This window comes from Ureibacillus aquaedulcis (genome assembly GCF_030418165.1).
GTDB lineage: Bacteria > Bacillota > Bacilli > Bacillales_A > Planococcaceae > Ureibacillus > Ureibacillus aquaedulcis.
Genome location: NZ_JAUHTQ010000002.1, coordinates 399,137 through 416,827, shown reverse-complemented (window position 1 = coordinate 416,827; position 17,691 = coordinate 399,137). Strand labels below are relative to the sequence as shown.

Genomic DNA, 17,691 nt, shown 5'->3' with positions numbered 1-17,691 from the left:
ATAGCTGGGTAAATATAAGGCACATTTAGTTTCCTTAAGATAATTTAAAAGCCAGGGAACAACATACTAAAACAAAGAAAGCTGCTTACAAGGTAAGCAGCTTTCTAATTTTTCTGCCACATTTAAAAGTATAGAAAAGATTTACGCAAACCAGGAGATGTTAGTTGTAGAAAACACAGTAGTACTGAGTAAACTCTTCTATTCTCTTGGATAAGGAATATGTTCTACTGTAATTGAGAAAGCTTTTCCTATTCGTTTATAAGTAAATTTATTATCATTTAATACAGTAGCTTCTAGAATAGTTCCATATTTTTTCTCCGCTAAGGATATTGACATTTAGCAAATATGTGCTAGAATGATAATCTACTTCATTGCGTTGAAGCGTTGAAGTTTAAAGCGTGAAATTATATCATCTAGGAGTAAGCAAATGTTTTCTATTGAAGCAAAAACAAAACCGTCAGTATTCGAAGCACTACTCATTGTAATAATAGTTATTTCAATCATTTCAATTGCGATAGGCAAGCTTGGTGCTGCACCACATATCCCTATTCTTTTATCTATGATTCTTCTCATTTTTTACGGTTTGCTAAAACGTGTGCCATTTAAAGTGTTGGAAGAAAGTATGAGATCTGGAGTCTTTTCAGGAATAGGAGCTATTTATATCTTCTTTTTAATAGGTATCCTGATTAGTAGCTGGATTGTAAGCGGTACAATACCAACGCTTTTATATATTGGTTTTTCTCTCGTATCGGCTAGTTTCTTTTATGCGATTGTATTTATCATTACAGCAATTATCGGTACAGCAATTGGTAGTTCATTGACGACTGTAGCCACGATTGGGGTTGCTTTTGTAAGTATTGCAGGAGCCATTGATGCATCGCTTGTCTTGACGGCTGGCGCTATTGTATCCGGAGCATTTTTTGGCGATAAAATGTCTCCATTGTCAGATACGACAAATCTAGCAGCGAGCATCGTCAATATTGATTTATTTGACCATATTAAAAATATGTGTTGGACAACGATTCCTGCGTTTTTAATTAGCGGTGTACTATATGCTGCTTTATCACCTTCAGTTGCAGAAGTAAATAACACGACCGTTGCGTTCTATCAGGATAGTTTACAAGCTGCAAATTTTGTGCATTGGTATGCAATTGTGCCACTGCTAGTGTTGATTGTTTGCACATTCAAAAAAATGCCGGCATTTTTAACACTTATAGTTAGTTCCCTAGCAGCACTTTTCTTATCTATTTTTCATACGTCTTTATCAGTTAGTGATTACAGTGCAATTTTATATAGTGGATATGTTTCTGAAACAGGGGTTGAAGTAATTGATTCACTCTTAACTCGTGGTGGTATCAGTAGCATGTTCTTTACAATTATGCTTGTGGTGCTTAGCCTGAGCATGGGTGGGTTATTATTTGCTTTAGGTATTATTCAAACATTGCTTAGCAAAATTGAAGGTTTATTAAAATCAGTTGGTGCATTGATTACTGGGACGGCTTTTACTGCAATTGGTATTAATATAGTAGTGGGAGAACAGTATTTATCGATTTTATTAACTGGGGAAGCCTTTAAGCAACAATATAGAGAACTAGGCTTACATCCGAAAAATTTAAGCCGGGTAATGGAAGATGCGGGGACAGTCGTTAATCCGCTTGTTCCTTGGAGTGTTTGTGGTTTATTTATTGCCTCGATGCTTGACGTTTCCGTAATCGACTATCTGCCTTTTGCGTTCTTTTGCTTGCTGAGTCCCGTCCTTACAATAATATTTGGATGGTTGAATCTGACAATCACAAGAAATTAAACATACTAACAGTAGTAGTACAAACCAAGGCCATGGTTTGTACTACTTTTTTTTTAGTGGAAGTGAAGAAAGGTCGACCAGCTAATGGGATCAATTAAAATACGTAGAGTATATTTGGCTGGAAACCTTGTAATAATTAGTGAAACAAAAAAATTAGAAGTTCGTCTTGGTAATAAATAGCATATATGGGGTGAGGGAAATTGTTTAAATATGTATTGCAGCTCTTAATTGGAATCTTTATTTTTGTGGTGACATCCTTTATAGCTTGGTATGAAGGAAGTGCCATTACTGAAAATACTCTTGAGTGGAGGTATTCTACACCGTTTACAAAGTTGTTTAACATAGAAATTTCGAATGGTGCAGATATTAGTCAACTCGATTTTTTTGTTTATGCAGTTAAATTTCAACCGCTATTTCCGACTATAATGATTATTAGTTTACTATATATACTGAGCGTAACTGGTTTTTATTTGATAAAAAGCAACTCGAAATGGGCAATAGGATTTTTAGGAACAATAAGTTTTATAATGCTATCCATTAGCGGTCTAACATTTAATTCTACTACTAGTGGAGGGGATATTTATTTCTGGATTACTTCACTAGGGGGACTTTTATTTATGGAAGTTGCAGCTCTGGTATGGTCAAAATTTCGAAAGCATAAGTTGGCTGGTAATACATTTGAAATGTAGAATTATAAGCACATTAAGGATAATAATTTGATAACGCATTAATTATCCGTGAATTTTTATTTATATAGGTACAATATTGGTTTATCTGGGGAGGAGCTTTACATGTTACTAAAAGAACGGGTAGATGAACGGATAGAATCGGGTGATCAAGAAAGTGATTGGATGCGTAGGATAGTTGTTATTTATTTGAGCAAAATATGATTTGTTAAATCATTTTTGTAGGAGAGATTGAAGTGAAAATTCGGATTTTATTACTGCTCACTCTGATCTGGTTTCATTTTTCGCCAATAGCAAGTGCAGAAGCCCGACTAACAGCTGTATTTATTCGTGATCATCAGTTATGGCTCAAAAAGGGTGGTCAAGAAATTCAACTTACGAAGGACCGATATGTGTATTCTCCGAAATGGTCTTATGACGGCCGTTTCATTGGATTTATTGATGGTGATGAAAAGGGCGGAAAATCGGATTTATTCATTTATGATACAAAGGAGAAAGAAAGCTACCAACCTTATATAAGGGTCGTAACATCCGACTTTAAATGGTCCCCCAACAAGAATCAAATGGCCTACACAGACCAAGGTATTTTAAATGTGACAAAAATAAAAAATGGCCGGCCGCAAGGTTTTGAAAATGTCTCATTAGGTGTTAGTGGCTTTGAATGGTTTCCGAACGGGAAAGAGTTTATTGTTTCATCGCAATCTAACCTGCTTCCTACAGGATGGAGTCCAATCCAGCTTTATAGAATTCCGGTAGATGCAAATCTTGCTATAGATAAGATAGAGCCTTTTTATACGATTCAAACTAATGAACCTGGCTTGTTTGGGATTGATGCTCATTATTTCAAGTGGAGTTCTGATGGGAAGTGGGTTAGCTTTTTAGTTGTTCCTACGGCTTCTTGGTCCATGGACAGTAATACATTAAGTGTTTTATCTTCACAAGGAAAACAATTTCAAACAGTGGGAAAAATGCTGGGGTATAAAGAATGGTTTAAGTGGGCTCCTTCGGCCAACCAATTGGCTTATATATCGGGAGAAGGAAGATTTTTTGTTGAAAACAAGCAAATGACGATTGCCGAAATTCCAATATTTAAACAACAAAAAGAATACACACCTAAAGGATTTGTAGACCTTGATCTGGAATGGTACTCAAAAGATTTGGTAATTGTGGCCCGTGCGAAAGAGAACAAGGAGTGGAAGGAAGGACCTGTACCAACTATGTTCACTTCACTTTACGCTATAAATATAAGATCAGGAGAGCAGAAGCAAACCTCATTTCCAAGGGAAAATGAATTTGACGAAGATCCTCAAGTTGTTGGACCTTATCTTACTTGGTTTCGAAAAAGTGCAGGGGAAACTAAAGGTGATGTATGGGTAAAAAATGCTTTAAATGGTCAAGAGCATATCTGGCTTAGAGATGTAGATAACGCACCAACGTTTTTTACATCGGTAAAAAGCCCCCAAGAAACAAGTGTATATGGATATTAAACAAGGCAATCCTATACGTTGAATGTATCGGACTGCCTCAATTATCAATAGTGTTCGTTTAGTTAATTGACCATTCAGCCTGACTGTTAAAAATAGTTTATATTAAAAATTACCTTTTATGTCGTTCTTACGGGATCTTTATCTCCTGTAGGATTTACCTCAAGTGGTAAGGGATTCTTATTATCCACATGTTCTTCCTTAATGAAGCTGTCCTCATTGTCTATCCTATGTTTCTCGCTCCTATATAGTCCCTTTGCAGCCCTGATCATACCAGGTATTAATAAAATGTAGAATAGGAGAAGAGGAACTCCCGCTATTACCATGAAACTTTGCAGAGTGTTCATGGCGCTGTCTCCGCCTATCCAAACCAGTAACATCGCAACGACTCCAATTAGTACGCTGTACAGGATGCGCACCCAGATATGTGGAACCTCCTTGCCGGTAGCTTGTACGGCCATACTGTAGGCAACACCAGCACCGGTAGTAACCAGATACAGAACCACAAGAATTAGGACAAGTGGTATCCAGATAATGGACAGAGGAAACTGGTTTATCACCGTAATCAGTACCGAAGGCATTCCGAATTGACTGAAAACGTTGGAGATGCTTCCCGGTGTCTGTAATTCAAGCGCAATAGTAGTGCTTCCAAAAATGGAGAACCAGAAGTTGGTAATAATCGGACTAATGAGAGCAATGCCAATAAGCACTTCCCTTAATGTGCGTCCCTTGGAGAGAGTTATGGTTAGCACGGCCATGGAAGGACCGAAGCTAAGGAACCATGCCTCGTAAAAAACAGTCCAGCCACTCAACCATGTAACATCAGAGCGTGATAAAGCCATATGGAGGAATTCCTTTAAATACACACCATAACTTTCTACAAAAGTATCTGCTACGAACACTACATTTCCAAACAACAGCATAACAACTACCATGATCCCACTGAGATAAATCGTCAATCGGGCTAGGAAGTCCATTCCTTTCATTAGTCCGGTGGAAACAGCTACGATGAACATTACAGTAGACCCGATGATAATGATCATCTGTATGGGGACGGTATTAGGTATGCCCCAAAGATCCTGGAGTGCAAAAGATAATTGCAGTCCCAGAAATCCCACTGGTCCTATGGTACCTGCCGCAACACCGATAAGGGCCAGACCGTCCAGCAGCTTGCCAGACCAGCCATGGACACTATTTTTGCCCAAAGCTAGATATAGCATGGAGCTTGGACGCATGGGCAGATTTTTAATCTCCTTGACATAAACCAGCAAAGGGATGCAGAATGCAGTCGCACCCCACACCAGAAAACCCCAATGCAGGTAGCTTTGAGCCGTTGCATAAACCGCAGCTTCCTTGGTACCGGACTGAATGCTAGAGAAATGCTGAGGAAGTGATAAAAAATGTGCAAGCGGTTCCGCTGCTGCAAAGAATACCCCCCCAGCTGCTAGCATCGTCGTGATAATGATTGCATACCAGCTGATGTTCTTCACTTCTCGCTTGGCATTTTTGCCTCCGATTCGTATATTTCCCCACTTGGAAAAAGCAATAACGACGGCAATGATCCAAAACACGACCATTAACAGCTGAAGCACTCCGCCAAAATAGACGCCCACGAAGTTGTAAGCTGCTCCTACAGCACTATAGGTTACATCCTTGTTTATCAAGCAGGCGATGATGAATGCAAACAGAAATCCGCTGGAAATCCAGAAAACAGGCCAGTTCATCCGTATTTTCCATGAGTCTTTTTTATGAACTTCCAATTAATCCACTCCTCGTCTAATAGATTAGTAGTTTCTATTTCCTGAATTTCTCGTAGATTGCGATCGAAAGAGCAATATCCAAAACGCCTGAACCTACACTTTCATAAAGAGTGATTTCTTGATCATTTTCGCGTCCTAAAATCGTGCCTGTTAAGATATCTCCGACTGTTCCATTAACTTTGTCTTTTGAAATTAATCCTTTCTCTAAAGGAATAATGATATCACCTGCTGCATCCCATAAACCTTCCATGTGTTCTGTAGTTACCTTATCAGATCTAAGTACGGTTTCTTCATCAATTTCTTGCATAAAAGAAGTAAATGATCCAATTGCATTGATATGGGTGCCGGGTTTAACGTAACTACCCTCGAATACAGGAGTAAGTGAAGTAGTACAGGTGCAAATAATGTCACTTTGAGCAACACATTCATTTGCAGTGCCAGCCGCAATAATTTTATAAGGACTATTCTTAACCGTCTCAATTTGCTCAATAAATCGATCTACTCTTTCAGGCATTACATCATAAACATATAATTCTGTAATCTTTCTCACTTCTTGAATAGCGAGAACCTGTGAAAACGCTTGAAGTCCAGTACCAATAATCCCCAGTTTACCTGCATCTTTTTTTGACATTAAATCCGTAGCAATTGCCGCACTGCCTCCAGTTTTAATGGCAGTTAAATAATTTGCATCGATTAAAGCATGAAGTTCACCTGTTAGTGCAGAGTACAAACTAACTTTAGAAATAACACTCGGCAAGCCTTTTTTTACATTTTGGGGAAAAACAGATGAAAATTTAGAACCAAAATAGGGTTGATTTGTACAATTTGCAACTAACCATTGTCCAACATTTTCTTGTCCACGTACAGGCGTAAAAATTCTGCCCCCAGCGTAAATTTCACCTTCCATACAATCTTCATAAGCCTTTCTAAGTACAGGCAACGCCATCTCCATAGTAATTGAATCTTGAACTTGCTTCTCTGTAATCTGCAACATACCATTTCCTCCTTAACATTCTGAATTAATTATTCATATTTCGTATGATTATTGTGGAAATGAATTTAAAGGGGTAAGTTCGTTTTCTGAGTTTTCTGAACCTTTAAATAAAATATAATGGCGCAAAAGGAATTTGTAAACCTTTTTTTAAGTAAATAGAATAAATATTCTAAATAATGAACTGAATATCTACTTTGAGACACAAAGTTGTTTTTATAAAAAATGAACTTTTCACGAGCTTATAGAAACTTTTGGGTTCAATCAATACACTTCCAAAAGTTAAACGAAAGGATAAAACGAATTTATTTAGAAACAGGTTATTTGCTCATTTGTATAAATTTGTCTTATTTACAAAAAGGTTATGATACAATCTCTTATAGAAAGTGAATAGAAAGAAACAAATCCCCTATGAAAGGTATGAATCCATAGTTTTAATAGAGGGGAACAGCACTTTTTTTCAGAAGTTGATGGAAATAGAAAAAGTGAATATGCTGCAAAATCTAAGAGAATATGAGCTTTTTGTTGAAGATTGAACTCGAGGAGGGTAATTGAATGAAAAACCATAACATCGTTGACGAGTTATTAAAAATAAAAGCTGAACTGCCAAAAAAACAAAAGATTTTATGTGATTATTTACTAGCAAACCGCCAGGATATTGGAATTTTAACTGTAAAAGAGTTGGCCTTAAAAGCAAATGTAGGTACGACTACTGTCATGAGGTTAACGAAAGATTTAGGATACCAAAATTTCTCGGATTTTAGAAAAGAGTTTTATAACCTACAAGTAGACACGATCAATAAATGGGATGATGTCCAAAAATCTTTCAGTGATTCTTCAAATGAAGATAACCAATTTCAATCGATTCATCAAGTTTGGGAAGAGGGGATAAATAATCTGGCCCACTCATTAAATGCAAATTTGATTGAAAACTTCACTAAGGCCATTCAATTATTGAATTCCGTTAGAAAAATCAATATTTATGGGGCCAGACCATATAAAGCAACTGCACAATATCTGGAGCTATTGCTGGGGGAATATATGCCCAATGTCTATCAGCTGAGCAACGACAGTGAATCGGTATTTGACAAAGTGCTGCAATTTGATAAAGATGAGGTATTGGTTCTATTTAGTTTCGAGCCATATATAAAGAAAACACTGGAAATGGCCAAGATACTTAAAGAAAAAGAGGTTCCCATAATCTTATTTACCGATCAGTTATCCTGTCCGCTTGTTCCATTTGCGGAATGTATCTTGCAAGTTGAAGTTTCTCGGAAATATTATTCTATTTTACCGGTGTTTGCACTCATAGAAGCTATTGTTCTGGAATTAGGAAAAAAGAATTCCGAAGTCTCGTTAAAAAAGATTAAAGAACTTGTCAAAACATTAAAAGAATCAGAGACAATCATCTAGAAGCATTAATGAATGCTTCTAATTTTCTATGGATGTAAATGTTATGTTCTTGTTCTTTGCAAATTACTTTCCAAAATGTTTTATGTTAGGGATATTTTTAGTGCAGCATCCCATCAATCATATAGAAGCATCATAGAATGCTTTTTTTATTAAATTAAAAAGGAATTTTTAATCTTTTTTAAAATAAAAAGGTTTACAAATTCCTTAACGAATGTTAAATTATTTTTATAGTTTTCAGAAAATACAGAAAGGTGTTGGATATATTGATTAAAACAGAAGAAATTGTGTCTATTGACAAAAAAGTAGATTTTATCTATTTGTCGCAAGAAGACTGTATCGCTGCTGGAGGGTTGGATATGAATGGGACTCTTGAGGCTATTCAAAAATCATTTGAGCTTCATGGTAAAAATGAGGTGATTCAACCTGCCAAACCTGTCATTCGCTGGGGTGGTCCAGAAACAGAAGAAACACGTGGACGTATTATGACGATGCCTTCCTATATCGGTGGCGAGTTAAACGTTGCTGGATTGAAATGGATTCCGAGTATGCCGGAAAATCCAAAAAAACTAGGTCAACCTCGTGCCTCTGCAATTATTGTACTGACAGATCCCGAAAATGGATTCCCGTTAGCCATCATGGACGGAACATTAGTCAGTGCAATGCGAACAGGTGCAGCAACCGGCATTGCGGCTAAATATCTTGCAAACCCTGATTCGGAAACAGTGGGAATCATTGGCGCAGGTGTTCAAAGTCGTACACAGCTTATGGCGATTACGTGTGCAATGAAAAATATTAAACTAATTAAAGTATTCGATTTGAATATGGAAAAGACTCAGCAGTTCGCAGAGGAAATGGAAAAGGAATTAAACGTCTCAGTAATAGCAGCAGATAGCGCTGAAGCAGCCATTCGCGAATCGGACATTGTTATAACAGCAACCATGTCAACATTCCCTTATGTGAAATATGAGTGGTTAAAAGAAGGGGCTTTCCACTCAGAAATTTCGTTCTGGGACACAGCACCTGAAGAAGTACAGCATTACGACAAAATTGTCGTTGATGATTACAGTCATGTAGAACATCACGGTGTGGATGTAAGTTATCGTGCAGTAGCTGCGGGCTTGGTTGAACGCGAACGTGTCAAAAATTTAAGTGACATTATGTTAGGCAATGTGGAAGGACGTACAAACCCACAGGAAAACATTATTTTTAACCCGATCGGTATGTCGATACATGATGTTTCAGAAGCTTACCGAGTTTATCAAAATGCTAAAAAAATGGGAATTGGCAACACATTGCCGTTATGGCAGAAACCTCATTGGTCATAAGGAGGCAATTCGTATGAGTGTAATGAGCAGTACTTTCCAAGGTTTGGCGAAAAATAAAATGGCGAACAAAATGGCATTAAGATACGGCCTTAAATTTGGGGCGGACCGGTTTGTGGCCGGTGATAAAGAAGAAGAAGCAGTTAGATGTGTAAAAGAACTTAACAATCAAGGGCTGCTTACAATGCTGAATTATCTGGGTGAATATGTATTCACCAAAGAAGCGGCAGATAGCGCAACAGGACATTGTATACGCACGATTGATTTAATTACTGAAAATAATTTGCAAAGCAATTTATCGGTAAAAATTACTTCATTGGGCTTGGATATTAGCAGGGAACTATGTATGGAGAATTTACGGAAGATTCTTAACAGAGCTAGAAGAGATAATGTATTTGTCAGAATTGAAATGGAAGATTCTTCGCATTGCCAACTTACTTTAGATATCTACAAAGAATTGCGTGCCGAGTATGACAATATCGGGACAGTTCTTCAAGCATACCTGCATCGTACATTAGGTGATATTGAGGATCTAAATCGATATAAAGCAAATCTGCGTTTAGTAAAGGGAGCTTATAAAGAACCTGCTTCCATCGCTTATCAAGATAAAGCAAAAGTCGATCAAAACTATATGGAAATGATTAAACAGCATCTTATGAATGGGAATTATGCAGGGATTGCAACCCATGACGACCGGGTAGTGGAACAAGTAAAAAAATTTGTTGCAAAAAACAATATCGATAAAGATAACTTTGAATTTCAAATGCTGCACGGTATTAGAGGAGACTTGCAAAAATTGCTGGCTTCACAAGGTTATAGAGTCAGAGTTTATGTACCATATGGGGTTGATTGGTTCGGATATTTTATGAGACGGTTAGCAGAACGTCCTGAGAATGTAACCTTTGTATTAAAAAATCTATTTAAATAGTGGGGGCGACAAAATGACAACAACTGAAACATTGAGCTTTAAAAATGCAATCGATACAGATTTTTCGAATCAGGAGAATGTTACTGCGATAGAAGCTGCTATTAAAGCAGTGAGCGATCTAAATGGCACAAAGTATCCTTACATTATTAATGGTGAAAAGATCTATACTGATAATCAAATTGTTTCCATTAATCCAGCCAACCCTTCTGAAATCATTGGTTCGGTTAGCAAGGTATCTCAACATGAAGCCGAAAGAGCTATCCAAAGTGCATTGAGTGCTTTTGACACTTGGTCCAGAACTAGCGTATCAGAACGTGCTGAATATCTATTAAAAGCGGCAAGAGTTTTAGAGGAAAAACGTCTGGAACTGGCAAGCGTCATGATTTTGGAAGCAGGAAAAAATTATGCAGAGGCGGATGCAGAAGTATCGGAAGCTATTGATTTCTTGAACTTTTACGCTTTGAATGCTATTAAACTATCTAAAGATGATCATAAGCTTATCCGCATTCCATCTGAAGATAACAATTTGGAGTATATTCCTTTAGGAGTTGGTTTCATTGTTCCTCCATGGAATTTCCCATTTGCGATCACAATTGGTTTGACTGTATCAGCACTTGTAACAGGAAATACGGTTTTATTAAAGCCGGCATCTGTAACACCGATTATAGCATATAAGTTTGTGGAGATTATGGAAGAAGTAGGGCTCCCAAAAGGCGTACTAAACTTTATTCCAGGTGATTCTTCCGAAATTGGTGATTACATTACCGGACACCCGCAAATCAGATTCATCAGCTTTACTGGTTCCAAAGAAGTCGGGTTGCACATCAACGCGTTAGCGGCTCAAACAGCAAAAGGGCAGAAATGGATTAAGCGTGTAAATGCTGAAATGGGTGGGAAAGACGGAATTGTTGTTGATGAAACGGCGGATTTAGACTATGTAGCTGAGGAAGTCGTGCAAGCAGCCTTTAGTTTCCAAGGACAAAAATGTTCAGCAGGTTCTCGCCTCATTGTTGTAGAAGATGTATATGAGCAACAGCTAGAAAAAGTTGTTGAGCGTACAAAAGAATTAACAATCGGACTAGGCTCGGATAATTGCGATGTTGGGCCGGTCATTGATGAAAAGGCTTACAAGTCGATATTAAACTATATTGAGATTGGCAGAAACGAAGGAACACTCGTGCTTGGTGGAAATCCCGTTGATTGCGAAGGCTACTTTATTGAACCAACGATCATCAAAGATGTTACAAAGGAGAGCCGCATTATGAAAGAAGAAATCTTTGGTCCAGTACTTGCTGTTGCAAAAGCCAAGGATTGGAAAGAAGCAATTGAAATTTATAATGCAACCGAATATGGCTTGACGGGATCCTTCTTCTCATCAGTTGAAGAACGTGTTGATGTTGCTGCTGAAGAAATGCACTGTGGAAATCTCTATATTAATAGACGTTGTACAGGTGCTTTAGTCGGCGTACATCCCTTCGGTGGATTCAACATGTCTGGAACGGACTCAAAATCAGGAAGCTATGACTATTTGAAGTTATTTAGTCAACCTAAGCTAGTTACAAAAAAGATTCAATTCTAAAATTGAACTCTTTAAAAATATAAGCTTGGATACACTTTGTTATAGAAAAAACAAACTTATAGGCACATCTTGAATCAAGCTATTTGGTTCAAGATGTTATTCATCTAGGTATTAGTAAGGAATCCCAGTCGCAAGGTCTTTGGAAAGTACAATCAGAGAGGCGGAATTTGATATGGAATATTCTTTAACTCTAGCAAGTGTCCTCACTTTATTGGTACCAATGCCGTTACTTGTTGTGTTTTCAATTATATCTTTACTTAGACAGGTTATGAATGATCGAAAACAAAACGTACAATCAGAGTCACTTAATATTAATCCTCTGCTGGAAAAGAGGGATGCTTCATGAGTTCGATTACGATAACAGTGTTTATTTTATATTTTGCGATTCTATTCGTCATTGGCTATCTGGCATATAGACGTACTTCCAATGTAGAAGATTATATTCTTGGTGGTAGACAACTAGGACCGTTTATCGGTGGAATTAGTACCGGTGCATCCGATATGAGTGGTTGGCTTTTGTTAGGTCTACCGGGCGCAGTTTATTTAAGTGGCCTTTCCGAGATATGGATTGGAGTCGGCTTGGCAATTGGGGCATATATCAATTGGCAATATGTCGGAAAAAGGATCAGGGTTTACACACAAGTCGCGAATAATTCCTTGACTCTGCCTGATTTTCTGGAAAATCGTTTTAGGGACCATTCAAAATCTTTGAGAATAGTAGCTTCGGTTTTTATCCTAATATTCTTCGCTTTTTACATCTCTTCCGGGTTAGTGGGAGGGGCAGTATTATTTGAAACAACTTTTGGCATTTCATATAAGACAGCTCTAATCGTCGGTTCGGCTGTGATCATCGGCTATACAATGATCGGTGGTTTTTTCGCTGTAGCATGGACGGATTTCTTCCAAGGTCTATTAATGTTCCTTGCACTAATAACGATTCCTATAGTAGCTTTATTTAATTTAGGGAACTGGAAGGATGCAATCAATACAATTGGCAGTATTTCCGTGGAACATTTAGATGTTTTTGCAGGAACAACAGCTTTGGGTATTATTTCTTTATTGGCTTGGGGTCTTGGCTATTTCGGTCAACCACATGTGATTGTTCGCTTTATGGCCATGACGACCTCGAAAGATATAACAATTGGTCGATCGGTCTATACAATCTGGAATGTAGCGGCCATATTAGGTGCGATTTTCACGGGCTTTTTTGGAATCGCTTACTTTGTTGGAGACCCTCTAGCCAATCCTGAAACAGTATTTATCGTTTTTGCACAAACGCTGTTTAATCCATGGGTTACGGGTTTATTATTAGTCGCCGTTTTATCGGCTATTATGAGTACGATTAGTTCCCAGTTAATTATTGCGGCTTCTGCTTTATCTGAAGATTTGTATAAGGGGCTTTTCAGAAAAAATGCTTCTCAGCGTGAGTTGATGTGGGTAGCACGTTTGGCTGTTCTAGCAATTTCAATCTTCGCAACTATTTTGGCACTCAATCCGGAAAGTTCCGTGTTATCGTTAGTTGGTTATGCATGGGCAGGATTTGGGGCTGTATTTGGTCCAGCAATACTACTATCGTTATTCTGGAAGAAAACAACAAAAAATGGTGTTCTTGCGGGCATGATTGTTGGCGGTGTAACAGTTATTGTTTGGAGTGAACTTACGAAGGCCGGGATTATTCCATTTTATTTATACGAAATTATACCAGGCTTCTTCGGATCTCTATTAGCAGTGATTGTTGTTTCTCTTATGAAAGATACTGTTTCGAAAGAAATGGTAGAGGAATTTGAAGCCGTAAATCTAAGTGAAATCTAAGATAGAGGTGATCTTTATTTTTTTAATAGCTGTGTATAGAAAACAACGTATATCTTTCTATGAATTTGAATGCCAAAATGAAGCAGTCCAATTCTTCAATAAGATTAAGGGAACAAAAATTTTCACAACTTATGTTGATTCGACTAAGGCACCTCTAAACAATCCAGCCCAAGTTATTGTTGAAGAACCAGTGAGTAAAAAAGAAATAGCAATTGGATAGTAATGAAGAAACATCGTAAAAGTGGTGGGTACCTTTATATTGAGACGATTCAAGGGGGAAACAACTCCAAAAAGTGGCAAAGCGCTTGAAATTGCGAGGATTCAAGAAGAATACAGAATCAAAAGGTAACAAAGTGCCAGGTATTACGACGATACAAGCGGAAAAATACTCCGAAAGGTAGCAAAGCTCGGTGATATTGCTGCGATTCAGTAGAATAAGCGTTTTCAATAACAGGTTTTTAAAGGGCAGGATTATGAGACAAGATTCTAAATTTTAAAAGAGGAATTGCTACTTAATGCAGCAATTCCTCTTTTAATCATTTGCTATTTAATTAACAATTTCTTTGTTTGTATTCAATTGCTTCTTTACCGTAAAAGTTAAGTACAAATTAGTTAGTATGATAAAGACAACACCAAATACACTCAAAATCAATGCTTGATGGAGTAAGTACTCATAGTCAATTGTATTTGACATTAACTCTCTGAAGCCATTTATAGCGTAAGTTAACGGTAAATAAGGATTGATATCTTGGAAGAATGCTGGTGTTAAGACCTTTGGAAATGTTCCGGCACTGCCTCCAATTTGAAGCAACAGCAGGATGAAAATTAGATATTGTCCTGTTTTGTCCAATGCTACCGTCAAGAATTGTATGATTGTATAAAGCGTCAAACTTGTGAAAATAGTAAATACATAAAAAGAAAATTCACTTTGCACGTCCAACCCTAATCCGTATATCAAAATTGTATCGGCAAAAATGGCCTGAAAAACACCGACAACTAATAATACACTATATTTACTGATGAAATAAGAAAAACCGGAAGTCGGATTTTCCAGGGTTGTTCTCATCGGATAGGATGAAGTGAACATTAATCCTCCCGATAAAAGTCCAATCGCAAGTATATATGGAGCTAGGCCCTCTCCATAATCTTTAACATCATCAATTTTGTGAGCAACTAGATTAACGGGACTTGCAAACATACTATTTGTTTCTTCGTTCGTATTTAGATCATTGATTTCGTCGGCACCATCCTTCAATGAGTGCTGAAGCTCACTTGTTCCATCCGAAAGGTCGTTTGTTCCTGTTACTAATTCATCCGATCCGGCTGCTAACTTTTCTGAACCATTATATAGCTGGTCGGAACCGTTGTTTAATTGTTGAACACCATCAACCAGTTCATTGCCGCCTGAGTTCAATTGTTCTAGACCAGCAGCTAATGCAGAACTTCCATCGCTTATCTTTTCTAAACCGTTAACTAAATCATTACTTCCTTGCGTCAGATTTTGTGAACCGGCTTCGGCTTCACCAAGTTTACTATTAAATAAGGCAAAATTAGAGCTGAATTCATTCTGCCCGTTTATAAGACTACCTGAAGCTGTATATAATTTATTTTGACCCTCTGCAAGTTGGGAATAATTTGTATGAATCTGTTGCCCACCTTGATTTAATTGGTCCATTGATTGTGCAATTGTTTGAAGTTGAACAAGCACTTTTTGTAAATCCTCCTGGGAGGTAGATTCACTCTTACTTAATGCAGAGATTTCATTAGTTACGTTTTGAATAGAGCTATTTACAGAGGAAATGCTATTAGTATATTGAACAATATTGTCTTGAAGTTCCATTGTCCCATCAACGGATTCTTTTAATCCGATAGCCAATTGATTGTTCCCATTGGATAATTGATTGAATCCATCCTCTAGCTCTTTGCCGGCTTCCGATAAACCCTGTAGTCCAGTATGAAGGTCGCTGGCTCCTGTTCTTAATGAATTAGCTCCATCCGAGACTGTTTCAATACCAGTGTTTAACTCGTTTGCTCCATCACTGGATTGTTTAATGCCATTGGCAACCGCTACAGTACCTGATTGTAATGTGGCTGCTCCATTTTTAAAATCTAAGGTGCTTTCTTTTAATTTCTTCAAGTTTTCGTTTAATGTTGTTGTCCCGTTTGCAAGCTGGTTAACCCCATCGTTTACCTTTTTGGCACCGTCACTTGCATCCTGCATACCATTGCCGACTTCTTTAAAACTTTTAAAAACCGTATCCGCATACTGTTCAGTGACTTCCTTTGAAATACTTGTGTTTATTTCCTTAATTGCACTAGCGCTAATTTGAGAGCCTGAATAGTTTTTTCCGGGATTTGTATAATAGCTCAACTTCATCTTCTGTGGATTTTCATCAAGTAATGTTGAAGCATTTTCTGAGAAATCACTTGGAATCTCTATTACCATGTAATAGTCTTCATTATTTAGTCCTTCCATAGCTTTTTCTTTGGTCGTAAATTTCCAATCAAATTTGTCATTTTCTTTTAATCCGTCTACAAAATCATTACCGATATTTAATGTTTTGCCATCCAGTTCAGCACCATTGTCGTTATTAATTACTGCGATAGGCAGATGATCAGTTTTGGAATACGGGTCCCAATATGCTGATAAAAAGACTAAAGAATATAACATTGGTACTAGTATGATTGCCAATATAACTACTATTAAAAAGGGATTTTTATATATATTTTTCCACTCTTGCTTTAGCATCCGATAACCTCCTGAAATAATATTATCTATATACCTAAATGAGTTCATTTAGCACGATGAAACATATTCTATCAGCAGTTGTATTAAAGGTAAATTTAAATAAAGTTAATCTACATTAAATTATTTTTAAGTATAAACACACTGAATTAATAGCAAAAAGACCTTGCAAATATGGCAAGGTCTCCCGGTATTTGTAGATGCAGTCGTAACGGGGTCAGGTTAATTGTGATAAAAGATGTTCTGTAAACTGTTCAAGAATTGTAGAGACCTTCTCATTCTGCCTTGTTAATCTCCAAAGGAAATTAGATTGTATCGCGTATTCATTAATGGAAATCGTGATTACTTCATCTTTAATATGAGAAGGCAGTGAGTTAACAATATAATCTGTAGCGATGGTGATGGCATTTGCTTTGACAACCATTTGGAAAATGGCATCTACATTATTGGAGATTAAACTGACCTTATTTGATGATTGGTCATCAAGGAGGAATTTTTCAGCAATCAATTTTATATAAGGATCATTGTATAACACAATTGTTTCATCTTTTATTTCATTACTAGAAATACTTTGGTGAAACCGGAATGCTGAACTTTTACTAACAACCAATATTGCCTCATCCTTGATGATAGGTTGCCAGGATATTGCCGAATCATGATTCGTTGTTGAAAATGTGACGAAGCCCATATCAACAACACCATTTTTGACGTGATTTAAAACAGTGGCAGTATCACCTTCAACAATTTGTACATTTATATAGGGATACCTTTTCTGATAATCCAACGTGGTATTTATGATCTTCGGAACGATTCCGGGAATAGTAGCAATTGAAATACTTCCCTGATTCGTGTTTCTGGAAATACTTATATCGTTTTTCATTTTATCGATGGTTTTAAGAATCGAGATGGCATACTGTATGACCTTTTTACCTTCATTTGTGGGAGTTACGCCTTTCCTGGAACGCGTAAAAAGCGAAACCTCTAATTCTTCCTCTAGTTGGCTAATGGATATACTTATAGCTGGAACAGTCATAAGGTTTTTTTTAGCTGCTTCTGTAAAAGTGCCGAGCTCTGCTACATCAACAAGGTATTGGAGTTGTATTATATTCATTTTGTTCACCTTAAATAGTATTTAATAATGATTAGCTTTTGTTATATTTATTTTA

The 17,691-nt window shown here is 37.2% G+C and carries 13 protein-coding genes; 8 read left to right on the top strand and 5 right to left on the bottom strand.

Going from position 1 to position 17,691, the window contains the following annotated elements; translation table 11 throughout:
- Positions 1-198 precede the first annotated feature (198 nt).
- On the bottom strand, positions 199-336 hold the full coding sequence (locus tag QYB95_RS19290) for a DUF4822 domain-containing protein (protein WP_425609172.1): 138 nt from the start codon (positions 334-336) through the stop codon (positions 199-201).
- Between the two features lie 91 nt (positions 337-427).
- On the opposite strand from QYB95_RS19290, the gene nhaC reads away from it, so the two are divergent.
- From nhaC to QYB95_RS04605, 3 genes are all read left to right on the top strand, one after another.
- Positions 428-1,804: a Na+/H+ antiporter NhaC gene (nhaC, locus tag QYB95_RS04615; protein ID WP_301137001.1), complete on the top strand. Its 1,377-nt coding sequence runs from the start codon at positions 428-430 to the stop codon at positions 1,802-1,804.
- A 200-nt stretch (positions 1,805-2,004) separates the two neighbouring features.
- Positions 2,005-2,493, top strand: a complete 489-nt coding sequence (locus QYB95_RS04610; protein WP_301136999.1) for a YjdJ family protein — start codon at positions 2,005-2,007, stop codon at positions 2,491-2,493.
- Between the two features lie 233 nt (positions 2,494-2,726).
- Entirely contained in the window at positions 2,727-3,977 is a 1,251-nt protein-coding gene (locus QYB95_RS04605; protein WP_301136998.1) for a TolB family protein, read from the top strand.
- Positions 3,978-4,093: 116 nt separating this feature from the next.
- Here the strand turns inward: QYB95_RS04605 and QYB95_RS04600 are convergent, their stop codons facing one another.
- Both QYB95_RS04600 and QYB95_RS04595 read right to left on the bottom strand, forming a co-directional pair.
- On the bottom strand, positions 4,094-5,734 hold the full coding sequence (locus tag QYB95_RS04600; RefSeq protein WP_301136997.1) for a BCCT family transporter: 1,641 nt from the start codon (positions 5,732-5,734) through the stop codon (positions 4,094-4,096).
- A gap of 34 nt (positions 5,735-5,768) precedes the next feature.
- Positions 5,769-6,728 (bottom strand): ornithine cyclodeaminase family protein, encoded by a 960-nt coding sequence (locus QYB95_RS04595; RefSeq protein WP_301136995.1) that lies wholly within the window; start codon positions 6,726-6,728, stop codon positions 5,769-5,771.
- A 552-nt stretch (positions 6,729-7,280) separates the two neighbouring features.
- Here QYB95_RS04595 and QYB95_RS04590 point away from each other — a divergent pair.
- From QYB95_RS04590 to putP, 5 genes are all read left to right on the top strand, one after another.
- Positions 7,281-8,138, top strand: coding sequence for a MurR/RpiR family transcriptional regulator (locus QYB95_RS04590; protein WP_301136994.1), 858 nt, complete (start codon positions 7,281-7,283; stop codon positions 8,136-8,138).
- Positions 8,139-8,401: 263 nt separating this feature from the next.
- The gene (locus QYB95_RS04585; protein ID WP_301136993.1) at positions 8,402-9,463 is read left to right on the top strand and encodes an ornithine cyclodeaminase family protein; all 1,062 of its coding nucleotides are present in this window, start codon (positions 8,402-8,404) and stop codon (positions 9,461-9,463) included.
- 13 nt (positions 9,464-9,476) lie between these two features.
- Positions 9,477-10,388, top strand: a complete 912-nt coding sequence (locus tag QYB95_RS04580) for a proline dehydrogenase family protein (RefSeq protein ID WP_301136991.1) — start codon at positions 9,477-9,479, stop codon at positions 10,386-10,388.
- A gap of 13 nt (positions 10,389-10,401) precedes the next feature.
- Positions 10,402-11,967: an L-glutamate gamma-semialdehyde dehydrogenase gene (pruA, locus tag QYB95_RS04575; RefSeq protein ID WP_301136990.1), complete on the top strand. Its 1,566-nt coding sequence runs from the start codon at positions 10,402-10,404 to the stop codon at positions 11,965-11,967.
- 342 nt (positions 11,968-12,309) lie between these two features.
- Positions 12,310-13,779: a sodium/proline symporter PutP gene (gene putP, locus QYB95_RS04570; protein ID WP_301136989.1), complete on the top strand. Its 1,470-nt coding sequence runs from the start codon at positions 12,310-12,312 to the stop codon at positions 13,777-13,779.
- Positions 13,780-14,326: 547 nt separating this feature from the next.
- Here putP and QYB95_RS04565 read toward each other — a convergent pair.
- Positions 14,327-16,528, bottom strand: a complete 2,202-nt coding sequence (locus QYB95_RS04565) for a YhgE/Pip domain-containing protein (protein WP_301136988.1) — start codon at positions 16,526-16,528, stop codon at positions 14,327-14,329.
- Positions 16,529-16,742: 214 nt separating this feature from the next.
- Positions 16,743-17,636 carry a LysR family transcriptional regulator gene (locus tag QYB95_RS04560; RefSeq protein WP_301136987.1) on the bottom strand — a complete coding sequence of 298 codons (894 nt, stop codon included), beginning with the start codon at positions 17,634-17,636 and terminating at the stop codon, positions 16,743-16,745.
- Positions 17,637-17,691 lie beyond the last annotated feature (55 nt).

Excerpts from the sequence above, each read along its gene's own strand:
- QYB95_RS04565 (WP_301136988.1), bottom strand. The coding sequence starts at position 16,528 with ATGCTAAAGCAAGAGTGGAAAAATATATATAAAAATCCCTTTTTAATA.
- pruA (WP_301136990.1), top strand. The coding sequence starts at position 10,402 with ATGACAACAACTGAAACATTGAGCTTTAAAAATGCAATCGATACAGAT.
- QYB95_RS04580 (WP_301136991.1), top strand. The coding sequence starts at position 9,477 with ATGAGTGTAATGAGCAGTACTTTCCAAGGTTTGGCGAAAAATAAAATG.
- putP (WP_301136989.1), top strand. The coding sequence starts at position 12,310 with ATGAGTTCGATTACGATAACAGTGTTTATTTTATATTTTGCGATTCTA.
- QYB95_RS19290 (WP_425609172.1), bottom strand. The coding sequence starts at position 336 with ATGTCAATATCCTTAGCGGAGAAAAAATATGGAACTATTCTAGAAGCT.
- QYB95_RS04560 (WP_301136987.1), bottom strand. The coding sequence starts at position 17,636 with ATGAATATAATACAACTCCAATACCTTGTTGATGTAGCAGAGCTCGGC.
- QYB95_RS04590 (WP_301136994.1), top strand. The coding sequence starts at position 7,281 with ATGAAAAACCATAACATCGTTGACGAGTTATTAAAAATAAAAGCTGAA.
- nhaC (WP_301137001.1), top strand. The coding sequence starts at position 428 with ATGTTTTCTATTGAAGCAAAAACAAAACCGTCAGTATTCGAAGCACTA.
- QYB95_RS04595 (WP_301136995.1), bottom strand. The coding sequence starts at position 6,728 with ATGTTGCAGATTACAGAGAAGCAAGTTCAAGATTCAATTACTATGGAG.